The 22,443-nt window shown below is 69.1% G+C and carries 25 protein-coding genes; 13 read left to right on the forward strand and 12 right to left on the reverse strand.

All coding sequences use genetic code 11. The annotated features are described in order from the left end of the window. Nucleotides 1-43: 43 nt before the first annotated feature. The 3 genes from glgA to E3T48_RS09990 all read left to right on the forward strand — a co-directional run bounded on the left by glgA (nt 44) and on the right by E3T48_RS09990 (nt 2,468). Nucleotides 44-1,225 (forward strand): glycogen synthase, encoded by a 1,182-nt coding sequence (gene glgA, locus E3T48_RS09980; RefSeq protein ID WP_134523914.1) that lies wholly within the window; start codon nt 44-46, stop codon nt 1,223-1,225. 50 nt (nt 1,226-1,275) lie between these two features. Further along, nucleotides 1,276-2,058 (forward strand): ABC transporter ATP-binding protein, encoded by a 783-nt coding sequence (locus E3T48_RS09985; RefSeq protein ID WP_134523915.1) that lies wholly within the window; start codon nt 1,276-1,278, stop codon nt 2,056-2,058. A 158-nt stretch (nt 2,059-2,216) separates the two neighbouring features. Further along, the gene (locus E3T48_RS09990) at nt 2,217-2,468 is read left to right on the forward strand and encodes a type B 50S ribosomal protein L31 (protein WP_134506572.1); all 252 of its coding nucleotides are present in this window, start codon (nt 2,217-2,219) and stop codon (nt 2,466-2,468) included. A 90-nt stretch (nt 2,469-2,558) separates the two neighbouring features. Here E3T48_RS09990 and E3T48_RS09995 read toward each other — a convergent pair whose 3' ends face one another. Both E3T48_RS09995 and treS read right to left on the reverse strand, forming a co-directional pair. Beyond that, nucleotides 2,559-3,245: a 3'-5' exonuclease gene (locus E3T48_RS09995; protein WP_134523916.1), complete on the reverse strand. Its 687-nt coding sequence runs from the start codon at nt 3,243-3,245 to the stop codon at nt 2,559-2,561. A gap of 61 nt (nt 3,246-3,306) precedes the next feature. After that, nucleotides 3,307-5,004, reverse strand: coding sequence for a maltose alpha-D-glucosyltransferase (treS, locus tag E3T48_RS10000; RefSeq protein WP_134523917.1), 1,698 nt, complete (start codon nt 5,002-5,004; stop codon nt 3,307-3,309). A 113-nt stretch (nt 5,005-5,117) separates the two neighbouring features. On the opposite strand from treS, the gene E3T48_RS10005 reads away from it, so the two are divergent. Together E3T48_RS10005 and E3T48_RS10010 are read left to right on the forward strand one after the other, a co-directional pair. Next, on the forward strand, nt 5,118-6,017 hold the full coding sequence (locus E3T48_RS10005; RefSeq protein ID WP_134523918.1) for an alpha/beta fold hydrolase: 900 nt from the start codon (nt 5,118-5,120) through the stop codon (nt 6,015-6,017). Further along, nucleotides 6,014-7,084, forward strand: a complete 1,071-nt coding sequence (locus E3T48_RS10010; RefSeq protein WP_134523919.1) for a glycosyltransferase family 4 protein — start codon at nt 6,014-6,016, stop codon at nt 7,082-7,084. The genes E3T48_RS10005 and E3T48_RS10010 overlap by 4 nt, the downstream gene beginning before the upstream one ends. Nucleotides 7,085-7,141: 57 nt before the next feature. Here E3T48_RS10010 and E3T48_RS10015 read toward each other — a convergent pair whose 3' ends face one another. Further along, on the reverse strand, nt 7,142-7,741 hold the full coding sequence (locus E3T48_RS10015; protein WP_134523920.1) for a histidine phosphatase family protein: 600 nt from the start codon (nt 7,739-7,741) through the stop codon (nt 7,142-7,144). Nucleotides 7,742-7,774: 33 nt separating this feature from the next. Beyond that, nucleotides 7,775-8,626, reverse strand: coding sequence for a Sir2 family NAD-dependent protein deacetylase (locus E3T48_RS10020; protein ID WP_134523921.1), 852 nt, complete (start codon nt 8,624-8,626; stop codon nt 7,775-7,777). Nucleotides 8,627-8,743: 117 nt separating this feature from the next. Here E3T48_RS10020 and E3T48_RS10025 point away from each other — a divergent pair, with 117 nt between their 5' ends. Continuing rightward, complete coding sequence (locus tag E3T48_RS10025; RefSeq protein ID WP_134523922.1) at nt 8,744-9,583, forward strand: TrmH family RNA methyltransferase; 840 nt, start codon at nt 8,744-8,746, stop codon at nt 9,581-9,583. Then, nucleotides 9,574-10,809: a D-alanyl-D-alanine carboxypeptidase family protein gene (locus E3T48_RS10030; RefSeq protein WP_134523923.1), complete on the forward strand. Its 1,236-nt coding sequence runs from the start codon at nt 9,574-9,576 to the stop codon at nt 10,807-10,809. Before E3T48_RS10025 ends, E3T48_RS10030 begins: the two co-directional genes overlap by 10 nt. Before the next feature lie 44 nt (nt 10,810-10,853). Here E3T48_RS10030 and E3T48_RS10035 read toward each other — a convergent pair whose 3' ends face one another. Next, entirely contained in the window at nt 10,854-11,642 is a 789-nt protein-coding gene (locus E3T48_RS10035; RefSeq protein ID WP_134523924.1) for an SGNH/GDSL hydrolase family protein, read from the reverse strand. 57 nt (nt 11,643-11,699) lie between these two features. On the opposite strand from E3T48_RS10035, the gene E3T48_RS10040 reads away from it, so the two are divergent. Further along, on the forward strand, nt 11,700-13,514 hold the full coding sequence (locus tag E3T48_RS10040) for a DEAD/DEAH box helicase (RefSeq protein ID WP_241986757.1): 1,815 nt from the start codon (nt 11,700-11,702) through the stop codon (nt 13,512-13,514). Nucleotides 13,515-13,559: 45 nt separating this feature from the next. Here E3T48_RS10040 and E3T48_RS10045 read toward each other — a convergent pair whose 3' ends face one another. Beyond that, complete coding sequence (locus E3T48_RS10045) at nt 13,560-14,789, reverse strand: trans-sulfuration enzyme family protein (RefSeq protein ID WP_134523926.1); 1,230 nt, start codon at nt 14,787-14,789, stop codon at nt 13,560-13,562. A gap of 106 nt (nt 14,790-14,895) precedes the next feature. On the opposite strand from E3T48_RS10045, the gene E3T48_RS10050 reads away from it, so the two are divergent. Beyond that, entirely contained in the window at nt 14,896-15,375 is a 480-nt protein-coding gene (locus tag E3T48_RS10050) for an Lrp/AsnC family transcriptional regulator (RefSeq protein ID WP_134523927.1), read from the forward strand. 183 nt (nt 15,376-15,558) lie between these two features. Here E3T48_RS10050 and cspE read toward each other — a convergent pair whose 3' ends face one another. From cspE to E3T48_RS10065, 4 genes are all read right to left on the reverse strand, one after another. Continuing rightward, nucleotides 15,559-15,762 (reverse strand): transcription antiterminator/RNA stability regulator CspE, encoded by a 204-nt coding sequence (gene cspE / locus E3T48_RS10055; RefSeq protein ID WP_035840308.1) that lies wholly within the window; start codon nt 15,760-15,762, stop codon nt 15,559-15,561. Nucleotides 15,763-16,009: 247 nt separating this feature from the next. Beyond that, entirely contained in the window at nt 16,010-16,861 is an 852-nt protein-coding gene (locus E3T48_RS10060; protein WP_134523945.1) for a DUF3097 domain-containing protein, read from the reverse strand. Nucleotides 16,862-16,935: 74 nt separating this feature from the next. Continuing rightward, nucleotides 16,936-17,064, reverse strand: a complete 129-nt coding sequence (locus E3T48_RS17410) for a hypothetical protein (protein ID WP_255455821.1) — start codon at nt 17,062-17,064, stop codon at nt 16,936-16,938. 30 nt (nt 17,065-17,094) lie between these two features. After that, on the reverse strand, nt 17,095-17,898 hold the full coding sequence (locus E3T48_RS10065; protein WP_174844149.1) for a slipin family protein: 804 nt from the start codon (nt 17,896-17,898) through the stop codon (nt 17,095-17,097). Nucleotides 17,899-18,016: 118 nt separating this feature from the next. On the opposite strand from E3T48_RS10065, the gene E3T48_RS10070 reads away from it, so the two are divergent. From E3T48_RS10070 to E3T48_RS10075, 3 genes are all read left to right on the forward strand, one after another. Continuing rightward, the gene (locus E3T48_RS10070; protein ID WP_134523928.1) at nt 18,017-18,730 is read left to right on the forward strand and encodes an SOS response-associated peptidase; all 714 of its coding nucleotides are present in this window, start codon (nt 18,017-18,019) and stop codon (nt 18,728-18,730) included. A gap of 94 nt (nt 18,731-18,824) precedes the next feature. Then, entirely contained in the window at nt 18,825-18,989 is a 165-nt protein-coding gene (locus tag E3T48_RS16740; protein WP_166789690.1) for a hypothetical protein, read from the forward strand. 6 nt (nt 18,990-18,995) lie between these two features. Beyond that, a complete protein-coding gene (locus E3T48_RS10075) occupies nt 18,996-19,841 on the forward strand; it encodes an SMP-30/gluconolactonase/LRE family protein (RefSeq protein WP_134523929.1) in 846 nt (281 codons plus the stop codon). 4 nt (nt 19,842-19,845) lie between these two features. Here E3T48_RS10075 and E3T48_RS10080 read toward each other — a convergent pair whose 3' ends face one another. Then, nucleotides 19,846-20,493 (reverse strand): DUF1345 domain-containing protein, encoded by a 648-nt coding sequence (locus E3T48_RS10080; RefSeq protein ID WP_241986758.1) that lies wholly within the window; start codon nt 20,491-20,493, stop codon nt 19,846-19,848. Between the two features lie 132 nt (nt 20,494-20,625). Between E3T48_RS10080 and E3T48_RS10085 the strand changes: the two genes are divergently transcribed. Beyond that, nucleotides 20,626-21,561 carry a J domain-containing protein gene (locus tag E3T48_RS10085; RefSeq protein WP_134523930.1) on the forward strand — a complete coding sequence of 312 codons (936 nt, stop codon included), beginning with the start codon at nt 20,626-20,628 and terminating at the stop codon, nt 21,559-21,561. Here the strand turns inward: E3T48_RS10085 and E3T48_RS10090 are convergent. Continuing rightward, nucleotides 21,558-22,433: an HAD family hydrolase gene (locus E3T48_RS10090; protein ID WP_134523931.1), complete on the reverse strand. Its 876-nt coding sequence runs from the start codon at nt 22,431-22,433 to the stop codon at nt 21,558-21,560. The genes E3T48_RS10085 and E3T48_RS10090 overlap by 4 nt on opposite strands. Between the last annotated feature and the right edge of the window lie 10 nt (nt 22,434-22,443).

The following is a 22,443-nucleotide window of genomic DNA, read 5'->3' on the forward strand; positions in this document are numbered from 1 at the left end:
ACGGATGGGTGTGTCCTGGGTCGGGCTGCGCTAGCTTTACAGCATGCGAGTGGATCTGTTGACCAAGGAGTACCCCCCGGAGATTTACGGCGGAGCGGGCGTGCACGTCGCCGAGCTCGTTCGTGCCCTGCGCACGGACATCGAGGTGGTCGTTCGCTGCTTCGGCGCTCCTCGGGACGCCGCCGACACGTTCGCCTACGGCGTCCCCTCCCAGCTCGCCGATGCGAACGCCACCCTGGCGACCCTGGGCGTTGACCTGCAGATGGCCCAGGACGTGCAGGGCGCCGACATCGTGCACTCGCACACCTGGTACGCGAACGGGGCCGGCCACATCGCGAAGCTGCTCCACGGGGTGCCGCACGTGGTCACCGCGCACAGCCTCGAACCGCTCCGACCATGGAAGGCCGAACAGTTGGGCGGCGGCTACCGTGTGTCCAGCTGGATCGAACGCACCGCGTTCGAGGGCGCGGATGCCGTGATCGCCGTCAGCGACGGCATGCGCCGCGACATCCTCCGCAGCTACCCGGCGCTGGACGAGGCCCGGGTGCAGACGGTCTACAACGGCATCGACCTCGAGCGGTGGAAACCCACCGTCGACCGCGACACCGTGCGTGCCCTCGGCATCGACCCCGACCGGCCCGCCGTGGTCTTCGTGGGCCGGATCACCCGGCAGAAGGGCCTGCCCTACCTGTTGCGGGCGGCAGCGGCCCTCCCGGCCGACGTGCAGCTGGTCCTCTGCGCCGGCGCACCTGACACTCCCGGGATCCTCGCCGAGGTCACCGCGGGGGTCGAGGCGCTGCAACGCGAGCGCACCGGCGTCGTGTGGATCGACCGGCTGCTGCCGCAGCACGAGCTCGCGGCCGTCCTCACCGCCGGAACGGTCTTCGTCTGCCCGTCGGTGTACGAGCCGCTCGGCATCGTCAACCTCGAGGCGATGGCCTGCGGGCTGCCCGTCGTCGGCACCGCCACCGGCGGCATTCCCGAGGTCGTCGCCGACGGCGTCACCGGCAGGCTCGTGCCGATCGACCAGGCCACCGACGGCACCGGCACCCCGATCGACCCTGAGCGGTTCGTCGCCGACCTGGCCAGGACCCTGGCGGAGGTGTTGTCCGATCCCGAACTCGCCGCCCGGATGGGCCGCGCCGGACGGGTCCGCGCGGAGGAAATGTTCAGCTGGAGCCAGATCGCCACCCGCACCCGGGAGATCTACGCCTCCCTGCTCTAGCACCGGCCGCGGCGTGCCCGGCGCCCGGCGACGGCAGATAACATGGCTGTATGGTCAACGTTCTACACTTCACCGACGTCTCCGTCGTCCGGGCTGGCACAACCATCCTCGACTCAGTGAATTGGAGTGTTGAAGACAATCAGCGCTGGGTGATCCTCGGCCCGAACGGCGCGGGCAAGACGACGCTGCTCCAGATCGCGGCCGCCCTGATCCACCCGTCGAGCGGCCGCGCCGAGGTCCTTGAGGAGCCGATCGGCGGCACCGACCTGTTCGAGCTCCGCCCCCGGATCGGCTTCGCGTCTACCGCGATGGCCCGCAAGGTTCCCGCCAACGAGAAGGTCCTCGACGTCGTCATGACGGCCGCCTACTCGGTGACGGGACGCTGGAACGAGGAGTACGAGACGATCGACGAGCGCCGCGCCCAGCGCGTACTGGCCGAATGGCGACTCGACCACCTCGCCGACCGGAAGTTCGGCACCCTCAGCGACGGCGAACAAAAGCGCGTGCAGATCGCGCGCTCGATCATGACCGACCCCGAGGTTCTGCTCCTGGACGAACCCGCCGCCAGCCTCGACCTCGGCGCCCGTGAGGAACTGCTGCGCCTGCTCGGCGGCTTCGCGAGCGAACCGAAGTCACCGGCCATCATCATGGTCACCCACCACGTCGAGGAGATCCCGGTCGGGTTCACCCATGCGCTGCTCCTGTCCGGAGGTGGCGTGGTCAGCGCCGGGCCCCTCTCCGAGGCGCTCACCGCCGAGGCGCTCACCGAGGCGTTCGGCCTTCCGATCGAACTGCGTGAAACCGACGGGCGCTTCACCGCCCGCGCGGCCTGACCGGACCCAACCCCGACGGACTGGCCGTCGCAACGGCCGGGTTCTGCTAAACTCGACAGTCGGTCCCAGGACCGCATAGCTTTTCCGCCGCACCTGGCGAGACTGTTCTCGCCGATCGAAGCGCACCTCACCAATCGAACAGCAATAAGGAAGTCTTCATGAAGTCTGACATTCACCCCACGTACGCTCCCGTGGTTTTCCGCGACCTCGCGTCGGGTGCGACGTTCCTTACCCGTTCGACGGTCTCCAGCTCCAAGACCATCGACTGGGAAGACGGCGCCACCTACCCGGTCATCGACGTGGAAATCTCCTCCGAGTCGCACCCGTTCTACACCGGCAAGCAGCGCATCATGGACTCCGCCGGACGGGTCGAGAAGTTCAACTCGCGCTACAAGGGCTTCGGCAAGTAACCAGGCCCCAGCCTCGCGGCGAGACGCCGTGGTGCACGAGAAAAGGCGACCAGCTTCGGCTGGTCGCCTTTTCTGTGTCAGCAATTCAGGTCAGCGCTCCGGCCAGCCACCGGATGCGACGAACTCCGGGTCGCGCTCCCGCCGCATGTAGGCCTGGAAGCTTTCGGCCTGCTCGAGCGACCACTTCGCCTGCAGGTCATGCAATTCGGAGACGGTGACCGGGAGCGTGGCCGCGTGGGTGCGGGCGATCGCCTGCGCGACCCGGCCGGCAGCGATCGCATCCGCACCGGAATCGTGCGCGTCGTCAAGGGAGACGCCGTAGAACGCGCTCGTGACCTCCAGGGTGCGCTTTCCCTTGCGGTACCGGTCGACCGCCTTGTCGATCACGAGTGGATCGACCACCGGCGACGGCGCCACCAACGGAGAGACGCCGTGACGCAGCGACTCCCGGTTGAGCAGGGTGAGGTCGTACGGCGCGTTGTAGGCCACCAGCGGCAGGCCGCGGCCCAGGTGCTCGCGGATGGTCGCCACGATCTCGGCGACCCCCTCAGCGGCCCCACGGCCGTTCTCCGTCGCGTACTCGGTCGTGATGCCGTGCACATTCGTGGCCTGGGCGGGGATTTCGATGCCCGGGTCCAGCAGCCAGTCCACCCGCTCGAGCACCTCCCCGGTACGGTCGATGACGGCCACGGTCGCCGAGACGATTCGGCTCGTCTCCACGTCGATGCCGGTCGTCTCGAGGTCGAATACGGCCAGGGTGTCGCTCCAGTTGCTCATGGGCACAGCCTACGGGCGACCACCGTCACTGCTCGGGTGCCACTCCAGCGCGGGGCAGCCGCTAACCGCAGTGAAGCCAGTAGAAGCTTTGCGCCCCGAGCGTCAGGGTGAGGACGCCGGCGTCGTCGAAGCTCGGAAACACCGCACCGCCGAAGATGTCATAGAGGCGGGTGCCGGCCAGGTCCGGGTCGTCGATCCGGAACGCGACCGGGTTGTGCGAGAAGCTGAACACGCAGAGCACCGTTTCCGGCTGGTCGCCGAAATTCGTGCCGGACCCGGCGTATTCGCGGGTGAATGCGAGGACGGACTCGTGGTCGGTGGCCAGCACCCTGATCGCGCCCAGGCCGAACGTCGGGTGAAGCTTGCGCACGTGGATGACGTTCCGGATCCAGTGCAGCAGCGACCCCGACTGGGCCAGGTGGGATTCCACGTTCGTCTGGGTGTAGTTGTAGACCAGTGACTGCACGAGCGGCAGGTAGAGCTTGCCCGGATCGGCCGCGGAGAACCCGGCGTTCCGGTCGGGCGTCCACTGCATCGGCGTGCGTGAGCTGTCCCGGTCGGGCAGCCAGATGTTGTCGCCCATGCCGATCTCGTCGCCGTAGTACAGGAACGGGCTGCCGGGCAGGGCGAACAACAGGGCGTGGGCGAGCTCCAGCTCGTGACGGGAGTTGTCCAGGAGCGGGGCGAGCCTCCTGCGGATGCCGATGTTCGCCCGCATCCGGGGGTCGTAGGCGTACCAGCCGTACATGGCCTGGCGGTATTCCTCGCTGACCATCTCCAGCGTCAGCTCGTCGTGGTTGCGGAGGAAGACGGCCCAGCCCGCCGACGCGGGAATGTCCGTCGTCTCCGACAGGACCCGCACGAGTTCGTCGGCTCGCTGGGATCGCAGGGAGTAGAAGATGCGCGGCATCACCGGGAAGTCGAAGGCCATGTGGCACTCCGGCTCCGCGTCGGTGCCGAAGAACGCCGCCACCTCCCGCGGCCACTGGTTCGCCTCCGCGATCATGATCCGCCCCGGGTAGTCCCGGTCAACCAGCACCCGCAGCTTCCGGACGAATTCGTGGGTGGGAGGTTCGCCCTCGCCGTTGCCCTCCTCCGACTCGTACAGGTAGGGGATCGCGTCGAGCCTGAATCCGTCGACGCCGAGGTCGAGCCAGAACCGGACGACCTCGTGGATCGCCTCGTGCACGGCCGGATTCTCGAAGTTGAGGTCGGGCTGGTGGGAGAAGAACCGGTGGAAGTAGAACTGCCGCCGAACGGAGTCGAAGGCCCAGTTGGACTCCTCGGTGTCGGTGAAGATGATCCGGATGTCCGGGTACTTCTCGTCACTGTCGCTCCACACGTAGTAGTCGCCGTACGGCCCGTCCGGGTTCTCCCTGGACTGCTGGAACCAGTCGTGCTGGTCGGAGGTGTGGTTCAACGGCAGGTCGATGACGATGCGCATATTGCGTTCGTGGGCCTTCGTGACCAGTTCCTTGAACTCCTCGAGCGTGCCGAACTCCGGCAGGATCGACCGGTAGTCGGACACGTCGTAGCCGCCGTCCTTCAGCGGGGAGGAGAAGAACGGCGGGATCCAGAGCGCGTCGATTCCCAGCCACTGCAGGTAGTCGAGCTTGGAGATCAGGCCGGCGAGGTCGCCCGAGCCGTCGGCGTTGCTGTCGACGAAGGACCTGACCATGACCTCATAGAACACGGCGCGGCGATACCAGCGCGGATCGAGGGTGAGACCGGGCAGCTGGATGGGTGCGGTGAAACTCACAGGATTCCTTCCGGCCCCCGAAGGGCTCTGATCGACGGGAACAGCACGAGTCTAGATTCACCGGTACCGGGTCTGTCCAGCCCGAGCGGAGCGTGCGCCCTAAACTGGGTCTGATGAACGTTCCTTCGCCGTATGACGAACTGCTCGCCCGGATTCCCGTCACCGTGCACACGGTGACCGTGCTCGGAAGCGACACCCGGTACTGGGACTACGGCGACCCGGCAGCGACCACCACCATCGTGATGGTGCACGGGTTCCGGGGCGACCACCACGGCCTCGAGCCGGTCGTCGCCCAGCTCCCCGGTTTCCGGATCATCTCCCCGGACCTTCCCGGCTTCGGGGAATCGGGTCCGTTGACCCCGATCCGGCACGATATCGCCGGCTACGGCCGGTGGCTGTCCGAACTCGTCGACGCCCTGTCGATCCCCGGGCGCACGGTCATCCTCGGGCACTCATTCGGATCGATCATCGTGGCCGCCGCGATCGCCGGCGGCCTCACCGCCGACGAGGTCGTGCTCGTGAACCCGATCGCCGCGCCCGCCCTGTCCGGGCCACGCGGCATCCTGACCCGCCTGGCCGTGTTCTACTACTGGGCGGCGGCGAAACTGCCGGAGCGGCTCGGTTTCGCCCTGCTCCGCAACCGCGTGATCGTGCGGGCGATGAGCATCACGATGGCAAAGACCGGCGACCGGGACCTCCGCCGCTGGATCCACAACCAGCACGACCGGTACTTCTCCGCGTTCGCCGACCGTGCGGTCGTGCTCGAAGCGTTCACCGCGTCGGTGGGCTCCGACGTCAGCGAGTTCGCCGCCGCCATCCCGCAACCCACCCTGCTCGTCGCCGCCGACAAGGACGACATCACCCCGGTCGCGGCCCAACACCGGTTGCAGGCGCTGTTCCCGAACGCGAGCCTGCGGGTGATCCCCGATGTCGGCCACCTGATCCACTATGAGGTTCCCGCCCGGGCCGCGGATGAGATCCGCCGCTTCCTCGCCCAGGAGCGGCCGGAATGAAGATCGTCTTCGATTGCCGCTACACCCGGTTCGACCGGCACGACGGCATCAGCCGGTACACCGCTGGCCTGGTCACCGAGCTCGGCAAGCTGCACCCCGTGATCATGCTGATCAGCGACCACCGGCAGCTCGACCTCCTGCCTGCCCTGCCCTGGCAGCTCGTGAGCGGCCCCACCGGCATCCGTGAACCGCTCCTCGCCCGCCAGATCAACCGGCTGCATCCCGACGTCGTCTTCAGCCCCATGCAGACCATGGGGTCCTGGGGTCGCCGGTACCGCCTGATCCTCACCGTGCACGACCTGATCTACTACCGCAACCGCACCCCGCCGCGTGATTTCCCCGCCGCGGTCCGTCTGCTCTGGCGCCTGTATCACCTGGCGTGGTGGCCGCAGCGGATGCTCCTGAACCGTGCCGACGCGATCGTGACGGTCTCGGCGACCACCCGCGACCTGATCCGGGACCACCGTCTCACCCACCGGCCCGTCACGGTGGTCCCCAATGCCGCCGGCGCTCTCAGCGCGGCTCCGGTGCGGCGCACGACGCCCGAGACGGGGCGGCTCGTCTACATGGGCTCGTTCATGCCCTACAAGAACGTCGACACGCTCGTGCGCGCCGCCGCCGGGCTGCCGGGCCACGAACTGCACCTGATGAGCCGGGTGGGCGAGGCGGAGCGTGCCCGGCTCGCCGCGCTCGCCCCCCAGGCGAGGCTGGTCTTCCATGACGGCGCCAGCGACGACGAGTACTCCGCGGTGCTCCGCAGTGCGACCGCGCTGGTCACCGCCTCCCTGGATGAAGGCTTCGGTATTCCGCTGGTCGAGGCGATGAGCCAAGGAATTCCGATCGTGGTCAGCGACATCCCCATCTTCCGTGAAATCGGGGGAGACGCGGCGCTGTACTTCGATCCGGCAAGCCCGGAGGCCCTCGCCGAGGCGATCACCCGACTCGACCGGCCGGGGGAGTGGGCCGAGCGTTCACGGCACTCCGTGGCCCTGGCGTCCCGGTTCACCTGGGCCGAGTCGGCCCGGAAGCTTCTGGCCCTGATCACCGCCACGGCCGCGCCGCACTGACCCGGCCGGTCCTTCGCGCCCTGAGCCGGTTTCGACACCTCCGCCGGTTTCGACACCTCAGCCGGTGTAGTGCGTGTTCTCGGTGAGGGTGCGCACGGTCGCGTCGAAGTACTCGAGTTCGAGCCGCCCCTCGCGCCAGACGAAATCGTGCACCGACCCGTTGGCGATGAGCTCGTCGTGGCGGGGCCGCTCGCCGCCCGTGCTGTTTCGGATCAGGGTGCCGATCACGCCGCCGTGACAGACGACGAGCACGCACTCGCCCGGCCGGGCCGCGGCGACCAGGCCGAGGGCGGGTAGCACCCGGTCCAGCACCTCCTGGCGTGACTCCAGGCCGGGCACGGCGACGCCGTTGGGGAAGCGGGACTGCCGTTCGGCGAAGGTGAGTCCCTCGATCTGGCCGTGGTGACGCTCGGTGAGCGCCTCGACCACCTCGGGTTGCGCCAGTTCGAGCTCACCGGCGATGATCCGCGCCGTCTCGTGCGCGCGGTCCAGCGGGCTCGTCACGATCGCGTCCCAGTGCCGGCCGCGAAGCCGCAGGCCCGTCTCCGCGGCCTGGGCTCTCCCGGTCGAGTTGAGCGGGATATCCGTGCTGCCCTGGATCCTGGTGCGCAGGTTCCACTCGGTCTGCCCGTGCCGCACTATCGAGAGTCTGGTCATTGCCGCCGTTCCGTCATCGAGCATGGACCGGGATCAGTCCGCAAGTCGGGCCGCGAGGCCCGCGAGCGTCTCCGACGTCCCTGCCTCCAGCTTAATCAGCGCCCGGCCGTCGCCCTTGGTGACCCCCCGGTTGATGACGACGATCGGCAACTTGCGACGCCTGGCCTGTTCGAGCAGACGGATGCCCGAATTCACCACCAGGGACGACCCGGCGATGACGAGGGCCTCCGCCCCGGCCACCAGGGCGGTCGCCTCGGTGAACTTGACGGTCGGCACCAGTTCGCCGAAGAAGACGACGTTGGGCTTGAGCATTCCCCCGCACACCGTGCAGGCGGGGATGACGAAACCCTCCACGTCTGCGACCTCGGCGTCGCCGTCGGGGGCCACCCGCACGGCATCCGCTGTGCCCAGGAGGGGATTGGCCTCTTCGAGGCGGGCCGCCACGCTGTCCCGGCCGAACGCCTGCCCGCAGGCGAGGCACACCACGAGATCCATCGACCCGTGCAGGTCGACGACGTGACGGGAACCGGCCCTCGTGTGCAGGCCGTCGACATTCTGGGTGATCACCCCGGAGATGGCGCCGTGCTGCTCGAGCCGCGCCAGCGACCGGTGGCCGAGGTTCGGTTCGGCCGTCCGGAACCGGTGCCAGCCGAGATGGCTGCCCGCCCAGTACCTCTTCCGCGCCCGCTCGTCATCGACGAAGGTCTGGAAGTTCATCGGGGTGCGCACCGGGGCACCCTTGCCCCGGTAGTCGGGGATGCCGGAATCCGTGCTCATCCCGGCGCCCGTGAGCACCGCGGTCTGCCTGCCGCGCAGCAACTCCGCGACGGTGTCCAGTGCCTCGGCGGCGACCGCGTCGGAGACCGGAAGCGTCTCGGTGGTCATGGTGCTCCATCCTCTGTACACCCGAGTCTAAACTCGCGGGTTTTCGTCCGGGTGACAGTGCCGGGTGACGGACCTGACAGGCTGGAGTCGCTCACTCCCTCGAAAGGCGCCATCGCTGTGCAGATCGTTCACATCACCGACCTCGACCTGCCCGGTCTCGCCGACTACGCACGGCTCACGGATGTCGCGCTGCGGCGTGTCGCCGAACCGGCGGGGGGCCTGTACATCGCCGAGTCGAGCAAGGTCATCGTGCGGGCGCTGGCGGCCGGGCATCGACCGCGTTCCGTGCTCGTCCAGGAGCAGTGGCTGCCGGACGTGCTCCCGTTGCTGGCGGAGTGGCCCGACGTGCCCGTCTACGTGGGCGAGTCGGCCGTGCTCGAGAAGCTGACCGGCTACAACCTGCACCGCGGCGCCCTGGCGGCCATGCACCGCCCGCCCCTGGCCGCGGTCGCCGACCTGATCCGGGACGCCCGGCGCATCGTCATCCTCGAGGACATCGTCGACCACACGAACGTGGGGGCGATCTTCCGCTCGGTCGCCGGACTCGGCGCCGACGCGGTGCTGATCACCCCGCGCTGCGCCGATCCGCTCTACCGGCGCAGCGTCAGGGTCAGCATGGGAACCGTGCTGCAGGTGCCGTGGACGCGGCTGCCCGAGTGGGGAGACGCCGGCCCGCTGCTCCGCGACGCCGGCTTCCACCTCGCGGCCCTGGCCCTGTCCGACGATGCGGTGAGCCTGGACCGCTTCGCCGCCGACCCGCCCGAGCGCCTCGCCCTCATCCTCGGCACCGAGGGCGACGGGCTCAGCGCCCTGGCCATCTCCGCCGCCGACACGGTCGTCACGATCCCGATGCTGCGCGGAGTCGATTCGCTCAACGTGGCCTCCGCCAGCGCCGTCGCCCTGTATGCCCTGCGCGTCCCCGCGGCGGCCGACGGTAGAATTGACGGATGCCGCTGACCCGACGCCAAACCTTCCGCCGTCGCCGCCTCGCCGTAGTCGGGGTTCTCGCGGCCGTCCTGGGCGGCGTCGGCTACCTCGCCGGCACCGGCCTGGCCCCTGTGCCCGAGGCAGCCGCGAGCCTCAGCCAGCCGGCCGCCCTGACCCAGCCCGCCGCCCAGTTGACCTGGCCGGGCGAAGGCTCCGGCGCCATCGGCGCCGTCGGCTACCCGGGGGTGCTCGGCTCCGGCGGGGAACAGGGCACCGTGCCGATCGCGAGCATCACCAAGATGATCACCGCGCTCGTCGTGCTCGACAAGAAGCCCCTGACCGGCAAGGAGGCGGGCCCGGAGATCACGTTCACCGACAAGGACGTCGACATCTACTACGGCGTGATCGCCGAGAACGGGTCCGTCGCACCCGTCTCCTCCGGGATGGTCCTCAGCCAGCGCCAGACCATGGAAGCGATGATCCTGCCGTCGGCGAACAACTACAGCGTCTCCCTCGCGGTCTGGGCCTTCGGTTCGGTCGACGCCTACCTGGCCGCGGCGCAGGACTGGCTGGCGGCGCACGGCCTCGACGACACGGCCGTTGCGGACACGAGCGGGCTCTCCCCGGGCAGCAAAAGCACCCCGGCCGACCTGATCGAGATCGGCAAGCTCGTCGTCGCCGACCCTGCCCTCGCCTCGATCGTCTCCGAGCGCACCGCCGACCTGCCCACCATCGGCACCGTCACCAACACCAACAAACTCCTCGGCAAGCACGGCGTCACCGGGTTGAAGACGGGCACCACCGACGAGGCCGGGGCCTGCCTGCTCTTCTCGGCGGAATTCGCCGTCGGCTCCGAGACCATCACCCTGGTCGGCGTCGTGCTCGGCGGCACGGACCACACCGAGCTCAACGCCTCCGTCTCCGCCCTGATCGAGAGCGTGAAGCCCGGGTTCCGGGAGGTCGCCCTGACCGACAAGGGCGCCGCATACGCCTCCTACGACACCAGATGGGGCCAGGCCAGCCACGCGGTCGCGGCGAAGGCGGCATCCGTTCTCGTCTGGTCGGACACCCCGGTCACCGCAGTGGCCACGGCCCGTCCGGTCACCCTCGGCGACGCCGGCGACACGGTCGGCGCGGTCGACTTCGCCGTGGGCGGCAAAACCGTCAGCGTGCCGCTCGTGCTCGACAAGACCATCAGCGACCCTGGCCCGGAGTGGCGGTTCAGCCATCCGGGTGAACTCGCCGCCGAGAAGTAGAAGCGACGCCCGCCAGCCACCGGGCTAGGCCGGGCTAGCCCGGGCTAGGCCGGAGTGTGACCGAACGGCCCTGCCTCCGGCCGCTTGGGCAGCACGTGGTCGCCGGAGGACTGGTGGCGGATGCGCCTCAGCACCCACGGCACGAGGTACTCGCGCGCCCACAGGATGTCCTCACTGCGGGCCTTCCGCCAGGTCGTGCCCGGCATCGGCTCCGGCACCAACGCTTCGAGAGTGTTCGGCACGTTCAGCACGGCGAGCACCATCCGGGCCACGGTGTGGTGGCCGAGCGCATTCAGGTGCAACCGGTCGGGAGCCCACATTCCCGCTGCCTGGAGCTCGGTCAGCGACCAGAGATCGGCCACCACGCAGTCGTATTTCGCCGCGATGGCCCGGATGTTCTCGTTGTAGATCGCGACTTTGCCCCTGATGCCGCGGAAGACGGGGGAGAACCCGACATCGGCGCCCGTGAACAGCACGATGGTCGCGCCGTCGGCGGCGAGCCGGCGCACGGCCTCTTCGCACCGGGCCGCAATGAGGTCAGGGTCGGACCCGGGCCGGAGCACGTCGTTGCCGCCGGCGGAGATGGTGACCAGGTCGGGGTGCAGCGCGAGAGCCGGCTCGATCTGCTCCTCGATGACCTGGCCGATCAGTTTCCCGCGGACCGCGAGGTTCGCGTAGGCAAAATCCTCCGTGCCCTGGCTGAGAACATCGGCGACCCGGTCCGACCAGCCGCGGTGCCCGCCCGGGCTGGCCGGCTCCGGATCTCCCACACCCTCCGTGAAGGAATCGCCGAGTGCGACATAGCGGGACCACGGATGCATCGGCGTCGTCATGCTTCCATTGTCCCCGTTCGCACCAAAGTGTCGGCGCACCTTGCTAGATTTCAGGGAGTGACTACTTTGCCTGCCTTCGGACCAATCCAGGGAACGAGTGCAGCCGAACACCTGTCCCCGTCCTTCCCTGAGCGCGCCGCCTGGGGCACGGCGAGCAAGCTTCGCGCCTGGCAGGCCGAGGCGCTCGAGGCGTATTTCGTGCACCAGCCCCGCGATTTCCTCGCCGCGGCCACGCCGGGCGCCGGAAAGACGACCTTCGCGCTGAGGCTGGCGGCCGAGCTGAAGGCCAGGCGGCTGATCGACCGGATCACCGTCGTCGCCCCGACCGAGCACCTCAAACGCCAGTGGGCGGATGCCGCGGCCCGGGCGGGCATCCGGCTCGACCCGAGCTTCAAGAACGCGAACGGGCGCTACGGCAGCCACTTCCACGGCGTCGCCGTCACCTACGCCCAGGTGGCCAGCCGGGCAGCCCTGCACCGCGAACTCACCCAGTCCAGCCGCACCCTGGTCATCCTCGACGAGGTGCACCACGGCGGCGACGCGCTGAGCTGGGGCGACGCGATCCGTGAGGCCTTCGAGCCGGCCACCCGCCGGCTCTCCCTGACCGGCACCCCGTTCCGCTCCGACACCTCGCCGATCCCGTTCGTGAGCTACCTGCCCGACGAGCACGGCATCCGGCTCTCCCAGAGCGACTACAACTACGGCTACGGCCGCGCGCTGGAGGACGGCGTGGTGCGCCCCGTCATGTTCATGGTCTACGCCGGACACATGAAGTGGCGCACCAGGGCCGGCGACGAGATGGAAGCGAAGCTCGGCGAGGGCAACACCAAGGACGTGACCGCGCAGGCCTGGCGCACCGCCCTCGAGCCCACCGGGCAATGGATACCGGCGGTGCTGCGCGCGGCCGACTCCCGGCTCACCCAGGTGCGTCACGGCATCCCGGATGCCGGGGGACTGGTGATCGCGACCGACCAGAGCATGGCGCGCGCCTACGCCACGATCCTCGAGGAGATCTCGGGGGAGCCGGTCACGGTCGTGCTCTCCGATGAGAAGGAATCCAGCGACCGGATCGACGAGTTCTCCCACAACAGTCGGCGCTGGATGGTCGCCGTGCGGATGGTGTCAGAGGGCGTCGACGTGCCCCGGCTGGCCGTGGGCGTCTACGCGACGAGCGCGTCCACCCCGCTGTTCTTCGCCCAGGCGATCGGACGGTTCGTGCGGGCCAGGCGCCGCGGTGAGACCGCCTCGATCTTCCTGCCGAACGTGCCCGGCCTGCTCAGCCTCGCCAACGCGCTCGAACTCGAGCGGGACCACGCCCTCGACCGCAGCAACCGCGACGACGGCGACGACGGGATGTACAACCCCGAAGACGCCATGGTCGCCGCCGCGAACAAGGAGGAGAAGGGCTCTGACGAGCTGGGCGAGGAGTTCCTGTGGCAGGCCATCGACTCCCAGGCCACCTTCGACATGGTCATGTTCAACGGCGACGAGTTCGGCGAGCTGGCGGAGCCCGGGACCGACGAGGAATTCGACTTCATCGGCATTCCCGGCCTGCTCGAGCCCGAACAGGTCTCCGAGCTGCTCCGCCAGCGGCAGACCCGCCAGGCGAAGCGGTCATCGGACCGGCGCAAAGACCCGGTGACCGGTGAGATCGCGCCGGAGGAACCGCCGCCGCTGTACCGCACGCTGAAGGAACAGCGCACCCTGCTCGCCAGCTTGGTCGGCATGTGGTCCAAGCTCGCCAGCGAACCTCACGGCATGGTGCACGCCGAACTCCGTCGCGAATGCGGCGGCCCGGCCGTCGCCCAGGCCAGCGTCACCCAGCTGCAGAAACGAATCGACCTGCTCCGCCGCCGCCTCGGTCGCAGCTGAGGCCTGGCAGGCGGGCTCCACCCGGGCCGCCTCGTCCAGACCCGATCAGCTGTTCCGGGTCGCCATCAGGTCGTCCGTCGACACGGGCACCAGCCCGAGCGTCGCCAGGTCCAGGGCTGCCACGATGTCCGCCATCAGATCGTCGACGTGCTCCAGCCCGATCGACAGCCGCACGACCGCGGCGGCCGGCCTGGCGCCGGCCTCGACCGGACGGTGCGTGAGCGACGCCGGGTGCTGCACGAGCGAGTCGACCCCGCCGAGCGAGACCGCGTGGGTGATCAGTCGGCAGGCCTCGGTGAAGCGCACGGCCGCGTCGAAGCCGCCGGCCAGGTCGAGGGCGATGACCGACCCTGCGCCGCCGCACTGCCGGCCCAGCAGACCCTGCGGGTCCTGGCCGGGCAGGCCGGGGTAGTGCACCCGGGCGAGTGCCGGGTGACCGAGGAGCCGCCCGGCGATCTCGGCCGCCGTGGCCTGCTGGGCGAGAACCCGCACGGGCAGCGTGCGCAGGCCCCGGTGCAGCAGGTACGCACCGAACGGATGCAGGATCCCACCGGTCAGCGCGCGCACCTGGCGCAGGCGCCGGGCCCAGTCTGCCGGGCCGGACACGGTCCCGCCCATCGCGTCGCCGTGGCCGCCGAGGAACTTCGTCGCGCTGTGCAGCACCAGGGTGGCCCCGGAGTCGATCGGGCGCTGCAGCACCGGCGTCGCAAAGGTGTTGTCGACCAGCACGGGCACCTCGCCGGCAGCATCCGCCACCGCCCGGATGTCGGTCAGCTCCAGGGTCGGGTTCGCGGGCGTCTCGAGGATGACCAGCCCGGTATCGGCCCGGATCGCCGCGCGCACTCCCGCCGCGTCGACCCAGGTCACGGTCGTGCCCAGCAGGCCCGTCGCCAGCACGTGGTCAGTTCCGCCGTAGATCGGCCGCAGCGCCACCACGTGCGGCTTGCCTGCCGCCACCGTGGCGATCAGCACCGCCGCCAGGGCGGCCATCCCGCTGGCGAAGGCGACGGTGGCCTCCGCGCCCTCGAGAGCGGACAGCGCCGTCTCGAACCGGGCGACGCCCGGCTGCCAGAGCCGCTGGTAGACGGCGGACTCGCCCGGCACCAGTGTGCCGCCCGTGGCGAGGTTCTCGTAGGAGTCGCCGCCGGACTCGACCCCGCCGAGCGGGTTCGTCGTCGACAGGTCGATCCCGGGCACGTGCACCCCCGACTCGGTCAGACCGCCCATCCCGGCGTGCACGGCGATCGTTTCCAGGTGCGGCGTCGTTGGCATCATCCTCAGACGAAAACAGATTCTGTGCCCTTGCACAAGACCTCCTGCAGAGTCTTCCGTCTGCACCGGGAATATCGCATAAACTGTTCGTCAAGGGAAGAGTGGGTCCATGGAACCGAAGAAATCCGAAATCGACCGGGTCGACCGCGCGCTCCTCCGCGCACTGTCGGTCAACGCCAGGGCCTCCGGCGCCGCCCTTGCCGCGGAGATCGGCGTCGCTGAGTCCACCGTGTCGCTTCGGCTGCGCCGCCTGCAGCAGCTCGGGCACATCCGCGGCTACCGGGCGAACATCGATCTGGCCGCGCTCGGCGCCTCCCTGCAGGCGCTGATCTCGGTGCGCCTGGTCAAGCACGCCAGGGTGCAGATCGACGACTTCCGCAACGCGGCGCCGCACTGGCCCGGCGTGATCGGCCTGTTCCACACGGCCGGCGCCGACGACTACCTCCTGCACGTGGCGGCGGCGGATGCCTCCGACCTGCGCGACTTCGTCCTGGAGCACCTCGCGGAGCATCCGGCCGTCGCCCACACCGAGACCAACCTGATCTTCGAGTACGTCGACGGGGACGGCTGGCAGGACCTGGTCAGGTAACGAACGGGCCGACCCGGTGTCGAGCCCGCCGACCCGGTGGTCGAGCCTGTCGAGACCCTCGACCCGGTGGTCGAGCTTGTCGAGACCCTCGACCCGGTGGTCGAGCCTGTCGAGACCCTCACTAACAAAAACAACGCTCCCCGCCGAAGCGGGGAGCGTTGAAGCAGCTTGTGTGGCTGTTATTTAGAGGGCGCGGATGTTCTCGGCCTGGGGACCCTTGGGGCCCTGGGTTACCTCGAACTCGACCTTCTGGTTCTCGTCGAGCGACTTGTAGCCGTTCGATGCGATCGCGGAGTAGTGCGCGAAGACATCGGCGCTTCCGTCGTCGGGAGCGATGAAGCCGAAGCCCTTTTCAGCGTTGAACCATTTCACGGTACCTGTTGCCATTTTTGAAACTCCTCCAGGAGTGTTAGAAAAGCCTCGACTTTCGAGGCCGTTCGTCGCGGTATTCGTCGTCCGCTTCCGAAAGGAATACGCCGCGGGAACCGAGGTCACCGCGTTTTAAGACGTGCAAGCACTACAACTACTGAGATAACACTAGCCCACGAGGCCCGGTTCACACTGAATTCCGTGCAAATTCGAGGTTAAAGCGTTACGTTTCCTGAAAGTTGTGCACAAAGTCGGGTTGTCTGCACTATTCCGCGGTCACGAAATCGATGAGGTGTTCCACCCGACCGAGGAGTTGCGGCTCGAGGTCGGCGAAGGTCCGCACCCGGCCGAGGATCCGCTGCCAGGCCCTGGCGATGTCCGCCTGGTCCTCGTGGGGCCAGCCGAGGGCCTCACAGATCCCGTGCTTCCACTCGATGCTGCGAGGAACGGCCGGCCATTCGGACAGTCCCAGGCGCTCGGGCTTGACCGCCTGCCAGACGTCCACGTACGGATGCCCGACCACGAGCACGTTGCGGCCGTAGGGCCCGCGCGCCACGGCATCGGCGATCCGGCTCTCCTTGGAGCCGACGACGAGGTGGTCCACCAACATCCCGACCTTGCGGGTCGGCCCCGGCTTGAACTCGGCGAGGAGCTCTTCGAGGTTGTCCACGCCCTCGATGTACTCGACGACGACGCCCTCGATCCGGAGGTCGGCGCCCCAGACCCTCTCGACCAGCTCGGCGTCATGGCGCCCCTCGACGAAGATCCGGCTGCCGCGGGCGACCCGGGCCGGGGCATCCGACACGGCCAGGGAGCCGGACGCGGTGCGGGCGGGCTTCCGTGATGCCGCCCGGGCGGGGAGGACGAGCGCGACGGGCCGGCCGTCGATCAGGAAGCCGCCCCCGAGCGGGAACAGACGCAGCTTGCCGTGGCGGTCCTCGAGCGAGACGACGTTTCTCTCAATCCGCACCACGGCGCCGCAGAAGCCGGTGGCGGCCTCCTCGACGACGAGGCCGGCGGTGGCCTCCTGGGACGGAATGACGGTGCGGCCCACGTCCCGCCAGCCTGGTGTGAGCACATCCGCGCTGTACCGGTCCTGCGGGTTGCCATCGTGCATGTCTCGGTCGTCCATTCCTGGTCGTCGGTCCGGGGGCTCAGGGGCCCTGGCGCAGGTTGCCGCCTCGATCGACGCTAGCGGAAGTCACGCGAGGTCGTGGCGGCGGAGACGGTGAGCGGTTCGAACCGGTCGGCGATCAGACCACCCCGCACCACGCCCCCGCCCCGGGGCGGGGGCGACACGGTGGCTGTTGCGCTGACCACACCACCACAATCGAACGTATCTCGGTTTGGTCACGGGTTCCTCTCGGAGATAGTCCCGGTCGCTGCCGCGGTCTCGCGGGCGAGGAACGATCCGAGTTCACCGATTGTGCTCATCAGGGGCGCCGGGAAGACGACAACGGTGTTCTTGTCCACCCCGATTTCGACGAGGCTCTGGAGATTCCGCAGCTGCAGGGCGAGCGGGTGGGCCATCATCGTGTCCGAGGCGTCGCCGAGCGCGGCCGCAGCAAGGGACTCGCCCTCCGCGTTGATGATCTTGGCCCGTTTCTCCCGTTCGGCCTCGGCCTGCCTGGCCATCGCGCGCTTCATCGTGTCGGGGAGCAGGATGTCCTTGAGTTCGACCAGGGTGACCTCCACGCCCCAGTCCAGGGTCTGCACGTCGAGGATCTCGCGAATGTTGACGTTGAGGATGTCCGTCTCGGCGAGGGTCTCATCCAGGGTGTGCTGGCCGACGACCTTCCTCAGTGTGGTCTGCGCGATCTGGTCGATCGCGGCGTGCACGTTCTCGATGGCGATCACGGACTTCACCGGGTCGACGATCCGGAAGTAGGCGACCGCAGACACGCCCACGCTGACGTTGTCCCGGGTGATGATGCCCTGGGACTGAATCGGCAGGGTCACGATCCGCATCCCAACGCGGTGCAGCACATCGACGAACGGGATGATGAAGGTCAGGCCGGGTGCGCGCGTGTCGATCAGACGACCGAACCGGAGCACCACGCCCTGCTCGTACTGTTTGATCACCCGGATCGAATTCGAGGCGACGACAGCCGCCAGCACGACCACGACCGCCAGAACCACGATGAACACGATCATGGGCGACTCGCTTCCGCGGCACGAATGTGCCGACGCCCTGATTCTGCTCCCGCCGGGGCCGGCCCGCCAGTGCCCGGGCGCGCAGCGAACGGGGAGTCGACGGTAGTAGCCTGTCGCTATGTGCGGGCGATTCATCATCACTGATACGGCGCCTGACCTCGCCGCCATGTTCGACGTCCCGCACGAGGGCGAGAACCTCCCCGAGCCCTCGTGGAACATCAAACCGGCAGAGCAGATACCGATCGTGCTCGAATCGACCAAGTCCGGGCCCGTCGTGCGCCGCCTCGAATCCGCCCGCTGGTCCCTGGTACCGTCCTTCTCCACCGAGATCGCGGTCGGTTACCCCACCTTCAACGCCCGTGCCGAGACGGCGGCGGAGAAGGCCACCTTCCGCGCCTCGGTCGCGGCCAGGCGCGCGCTCGTCCCCGCGACCGGCTACTTCGAGTGGCACACGGTCGGCACGGAGAAGACGCCCTATTTCGTCCACTCCGATGACGGCCTCCCGCTCGCGTTCGCCGGTCTCTACTCCTGGTGGCGCAATCCGGTCCTCGCCGCCGACGATCCGGCCCGCTGGGTGCTCACGGCCACCATCCTCACCACCGACGCGGATGGTCCGCTGCGCGGACTCCACGAGCGAATGCCGGTGGTGCTCCCGGAGGAATGGTGGGACCACTGGCTCGATCCGCACACGGTCGGCGACCAGGCCCTGGTCGACGCCGCGGTCAAGGCGTCCCGCGAGCCGAGCGCCGCCCTCCGCTTCCATGAGGTTGCCCCGGTGACCGGGAACGGCCCCGAGCTGATCGAGCCGGTCGGCGCGCGCGGCGCACACTGACCATCCGCCCGTTCCCTCCGCGAGGCGTCCAACCGGTACGCTCGACTCATTGGCCCGGCGAACCTGTGCGGGCACCGCTCGAGAGGACCACCCCATGAATGTCGTCGCCTTCATCGTCGCAATGGCGATTTTCATCCTCGGATTCTGGCTTTTCGGGCTCGCCTTCACGGTGACCGCCGGCCAGCTGCCGATCTTCTTCGGCGGAATCCTCTGCGTCTCCCTGGCCGTGTACATCCCGGTCCAGCTGCTCCGCGACTAGGCCGTCATGCTCGCCGAGCAACTCACCGACCCGGTCGCCTTCCACGCCGAAGGCCCGGTCTGGTCGGATGCCTGGGGCGGCCTGCGCTGGGTGGACATGTTCGCCGGCGACATCCTCTCGCTCGACGGCGACACGGTCAACCGTCGCAACGTCGGCCCCTTCGTGGCGGCGTTGCGACCCCGCGCCTCGGGCGGAGCGGTGATCGCCCTCGAACGCGGGTTCGCCCTCGAGGACGCTGCCGGTGAACTGACCCGGCAGGACGAGCTCTGGAGCACCCCCGGCATGCGGATGAACGAGGGCGGCTGCGACCCGCACGGCCGGTTCTATTGCGGCTCGATGGCCTGGGATCAACGTGCGGGGGCCGGATCGCTCTACCGGCTCGACGGCGACGGTCAGGTCACCGTCGTCCAGGAGGACCTGACCATCTCCAACGGGCTCGAGTGGAGCCCGGACGGTTCCCTCGCCTACTACAACGACACCCCCACCGGCCGGGTCGCCGTCTTCGACTACGACGCCGAATCCGGGCTGACCGGGCTGCGCACCTTCGCCGAGATCCCCGCCGACGCCGGATACCCCGATGGGCTGACCGTGGACAGCGAGGGCTGCGTCTGGGTGGCGCTCTACGCGGGAGGAGCCGTGCGGCGTTACACGCCGGACGGCATCCTCGACGGCGTCGTGGAGGTAGGCGCACACCGGGTGACGGCCTGCACGTTCGGTGGCCCCCGCCTCGACCGGCTGTTCATCACCACGTCACGGGAAGACCTGGTTCCCGGGGAAGATCCGCTCGCCGGGTCCCTGTTCGTGGCCGACGTCGGAGTGACCGGACGGCCCGTTCGGGAGTTCGCCGGCTGAGCCGTCAGTGCAGGAGCCCGGCGACGAGGTTGATCAGGGTCGCCAGGATGACCGAGCCGAACAGGTATGACAGCAGGCCGTGGCGGAGCGCGGTCATCCGCACGGAATGGTCCTCGATGTTCGTGTCCGACACCTGGAAGGTCATCCCCAGGGTGAAGGCCAAATAGGCGAAGTCCCCGTAGCTCGGCGGCGCCGTCTGGTTGAAGTCGACCCCGCCATCGACGCCGGAGTAGTACAGGGACGCGTAGCGCAGCGTGAAGAGCGTGTGCAGAAGAAACCAGGACAGGGCGACGCTCAGCACGGCCACCCCGGCCTGGATGCCCGGCCGGCCGGCGGCGGTCTGGGTCTCGAGCAGCAGGAACGCGACCGCACCGAGGCTGGCCAGGCTGGCCAGGACGATGAGGAGATCGGCGACGCCACGCGACGGGTCTTCCCTCGTCGCATGGCCGGCGGTCGTGGCGGCATCCATCGGGGCGATCGTGAGCCAGACCCAGGCGACATAGGTGACGCAGGCCACGCCCCAGCCGGCGATCGGCGCGAGCGCCCAGTCGCCGGAGAGGCCCGCGAGCGCCGCGGCCGCGATTCCCAGCACGCCCATCACGACCAGACGCGTGCTCGAGCGATGGATCTTCAGGACTCCGACGGGCTTCACCCGCTGATCGTCCCACAAGAACCGGCTGGGGCACCCCTGGGCGGCGGCGCGGCGCGTGCGGCGACATTCCAGCAACGATCGGTAGGGTGAAGACAGGAATACCGATCGTTGAACCTGAAAGTGACCGCGAGGATGTCAGAAAGCCCGGCCGCGGCTTCACCGTACGAGGTGTTGGGCGTCACGCCGTCGGCGAGCGACGACGAACTTCGCCGTGCCTACCGCCGCCTGCTCCGCCAGACGCACCCCGATGTCGGCGGCAGTGCCGTCCAGTTCCACGCGGTACAGGTGGCCTGGGAGCGGGTGGGCACCCCCGACAGCCGGGCCGCCTACGACCGCCGGCGGTACCCGGACTCCACCGAGCAGCCGGTTCACGCCGCCCACGCCTCGGCGCACACATCCGGCCAGCCCACCCGCACCGGGCTCAAGGCGCGAATGTACGGCCACCCGGGCGGCCTGGCCCGGCAACGCTATCTCGACCTCCTGCGTGAATGGGCCGGCCGAGGCACCACTATCGACGACCCCTACGCGCCGGCGCTCGTGCGCTCGGCGCCGCGGGAGATCCGCCACTGTCTGGCGAAGGCCCTCGCCGAGGAGACCACCGCCCAACAGATCAGCGGACTCGGGATCGGCTTCACCGCCTGGCACGACATCGCGGCCGGCGGCCAGGTCGACAAGGTCGACCATGTCGTGCTCGGGCCGGCCGGGCTGTTCGGGGTGCTCTCCGAAGACTGGGGCGCACCCGTCCAGCTGCGGCGGGGTGAGCTGGTCGGGGAGTCCCTCCACGATGACGACCACCCGGTCGACAACTTCACGGATGCCGCCCGCGCCCTGGCCAGGTCGCTGCGGGTGCGGTTCACCGCGATCGTGATCGTGCTGCCCGACGGCGCCGTCTCCGAGCCGTTGACGGTGCCGGGTCGCGGGCGTCGCCCCACCGTGATCACCGTTCCCCGGTCACGGCTGGTCGGGCTGCTGCGCGACGGCCTGCCCGGCATGGAGCGGGGCAGCTTCGAGAAGGTGTTCGAGTTGCGGAGCCGCCTGCAGGACGGCATCCGCTTCATCGCGGACTAGCGCAGGCCGAGCTTGTCCACCCAGAAGCCGAGGAACTGCGCCCCGGCCTCGTCGTGGATGAGATCGCCTTCGACGATGATGGGGTAGGGCCGGTCGAGGATGCCGTAGGCCGGCCGCACGTCGACGTGGGACACGTCGTAGCCCGCAGCATGCAGGTGGTCGGCCATCAGGTAGTCGCTGCGGGAGTCCCCGAGCGAGCGCCAGACGCTCGGGAGGGGGCCCGATTCGGCGAAGAAGGCGAGCGCGCGTTCCGCTCCCCGGTCCTTGTCGAGGGTGACCGACTCGATGTCGGTGGAGATGATCGTCGGATCGATCCGGAACGGCACGGCGCCGTCCGCGTCGACGGCGACGCGATTGCCGAAACGCACGCCGAGGCCGAGACCGGTCAGCACCGAGAACGCGGCCTCGTTGAACTCGGCGGCGGCCTCCTGGTAGACGGCGTGGTCGGCATCCGTACGCTGCTCGACGGAGACCATCGCCTGTTTGGTCTCGTCGAAGAACATGGTGTCGGCGAACCGGTCGGCCACCAGGCGGCGCAGGGCGTCGACGGCCGCGGGCGGGAGGGCGACGGAGTCGTCGACGACGACCTCGCCGATGCCGTCGGCGGTGATCGGGAACCAGACGGCCCCCTTTTCGCAGACGCCGTACATGCGCATCGTCTCGGGCAGCCCCGCGGCCCGGAGGGGGACGACGACCTGCTCCCGGATGAACGCCACCGAGCGGCCGGTGACGAATGCGATCGGAACGTTGGCGCCGGCCAGGGTGATCAGATCGGTGATGATGCTCGGTGTGGCGATCGTGCGGGTCACCGGGCTGGCGATCGGCCCGTCCACATCGAGCAGGAGTCCAAGAGGGGAGAGTGGTTCGGGCATGCCTCCATTG

The sequence above is a fragment of the Cryobacterium fucosi genome, assembly GCF_004403515.1.
Lineage (GTDB): Bacteria > Actinomycetota > Actinomycetes > Actinomycetales > Microbacteriaceae > Cryobacterium > Cryobacterium fucosi.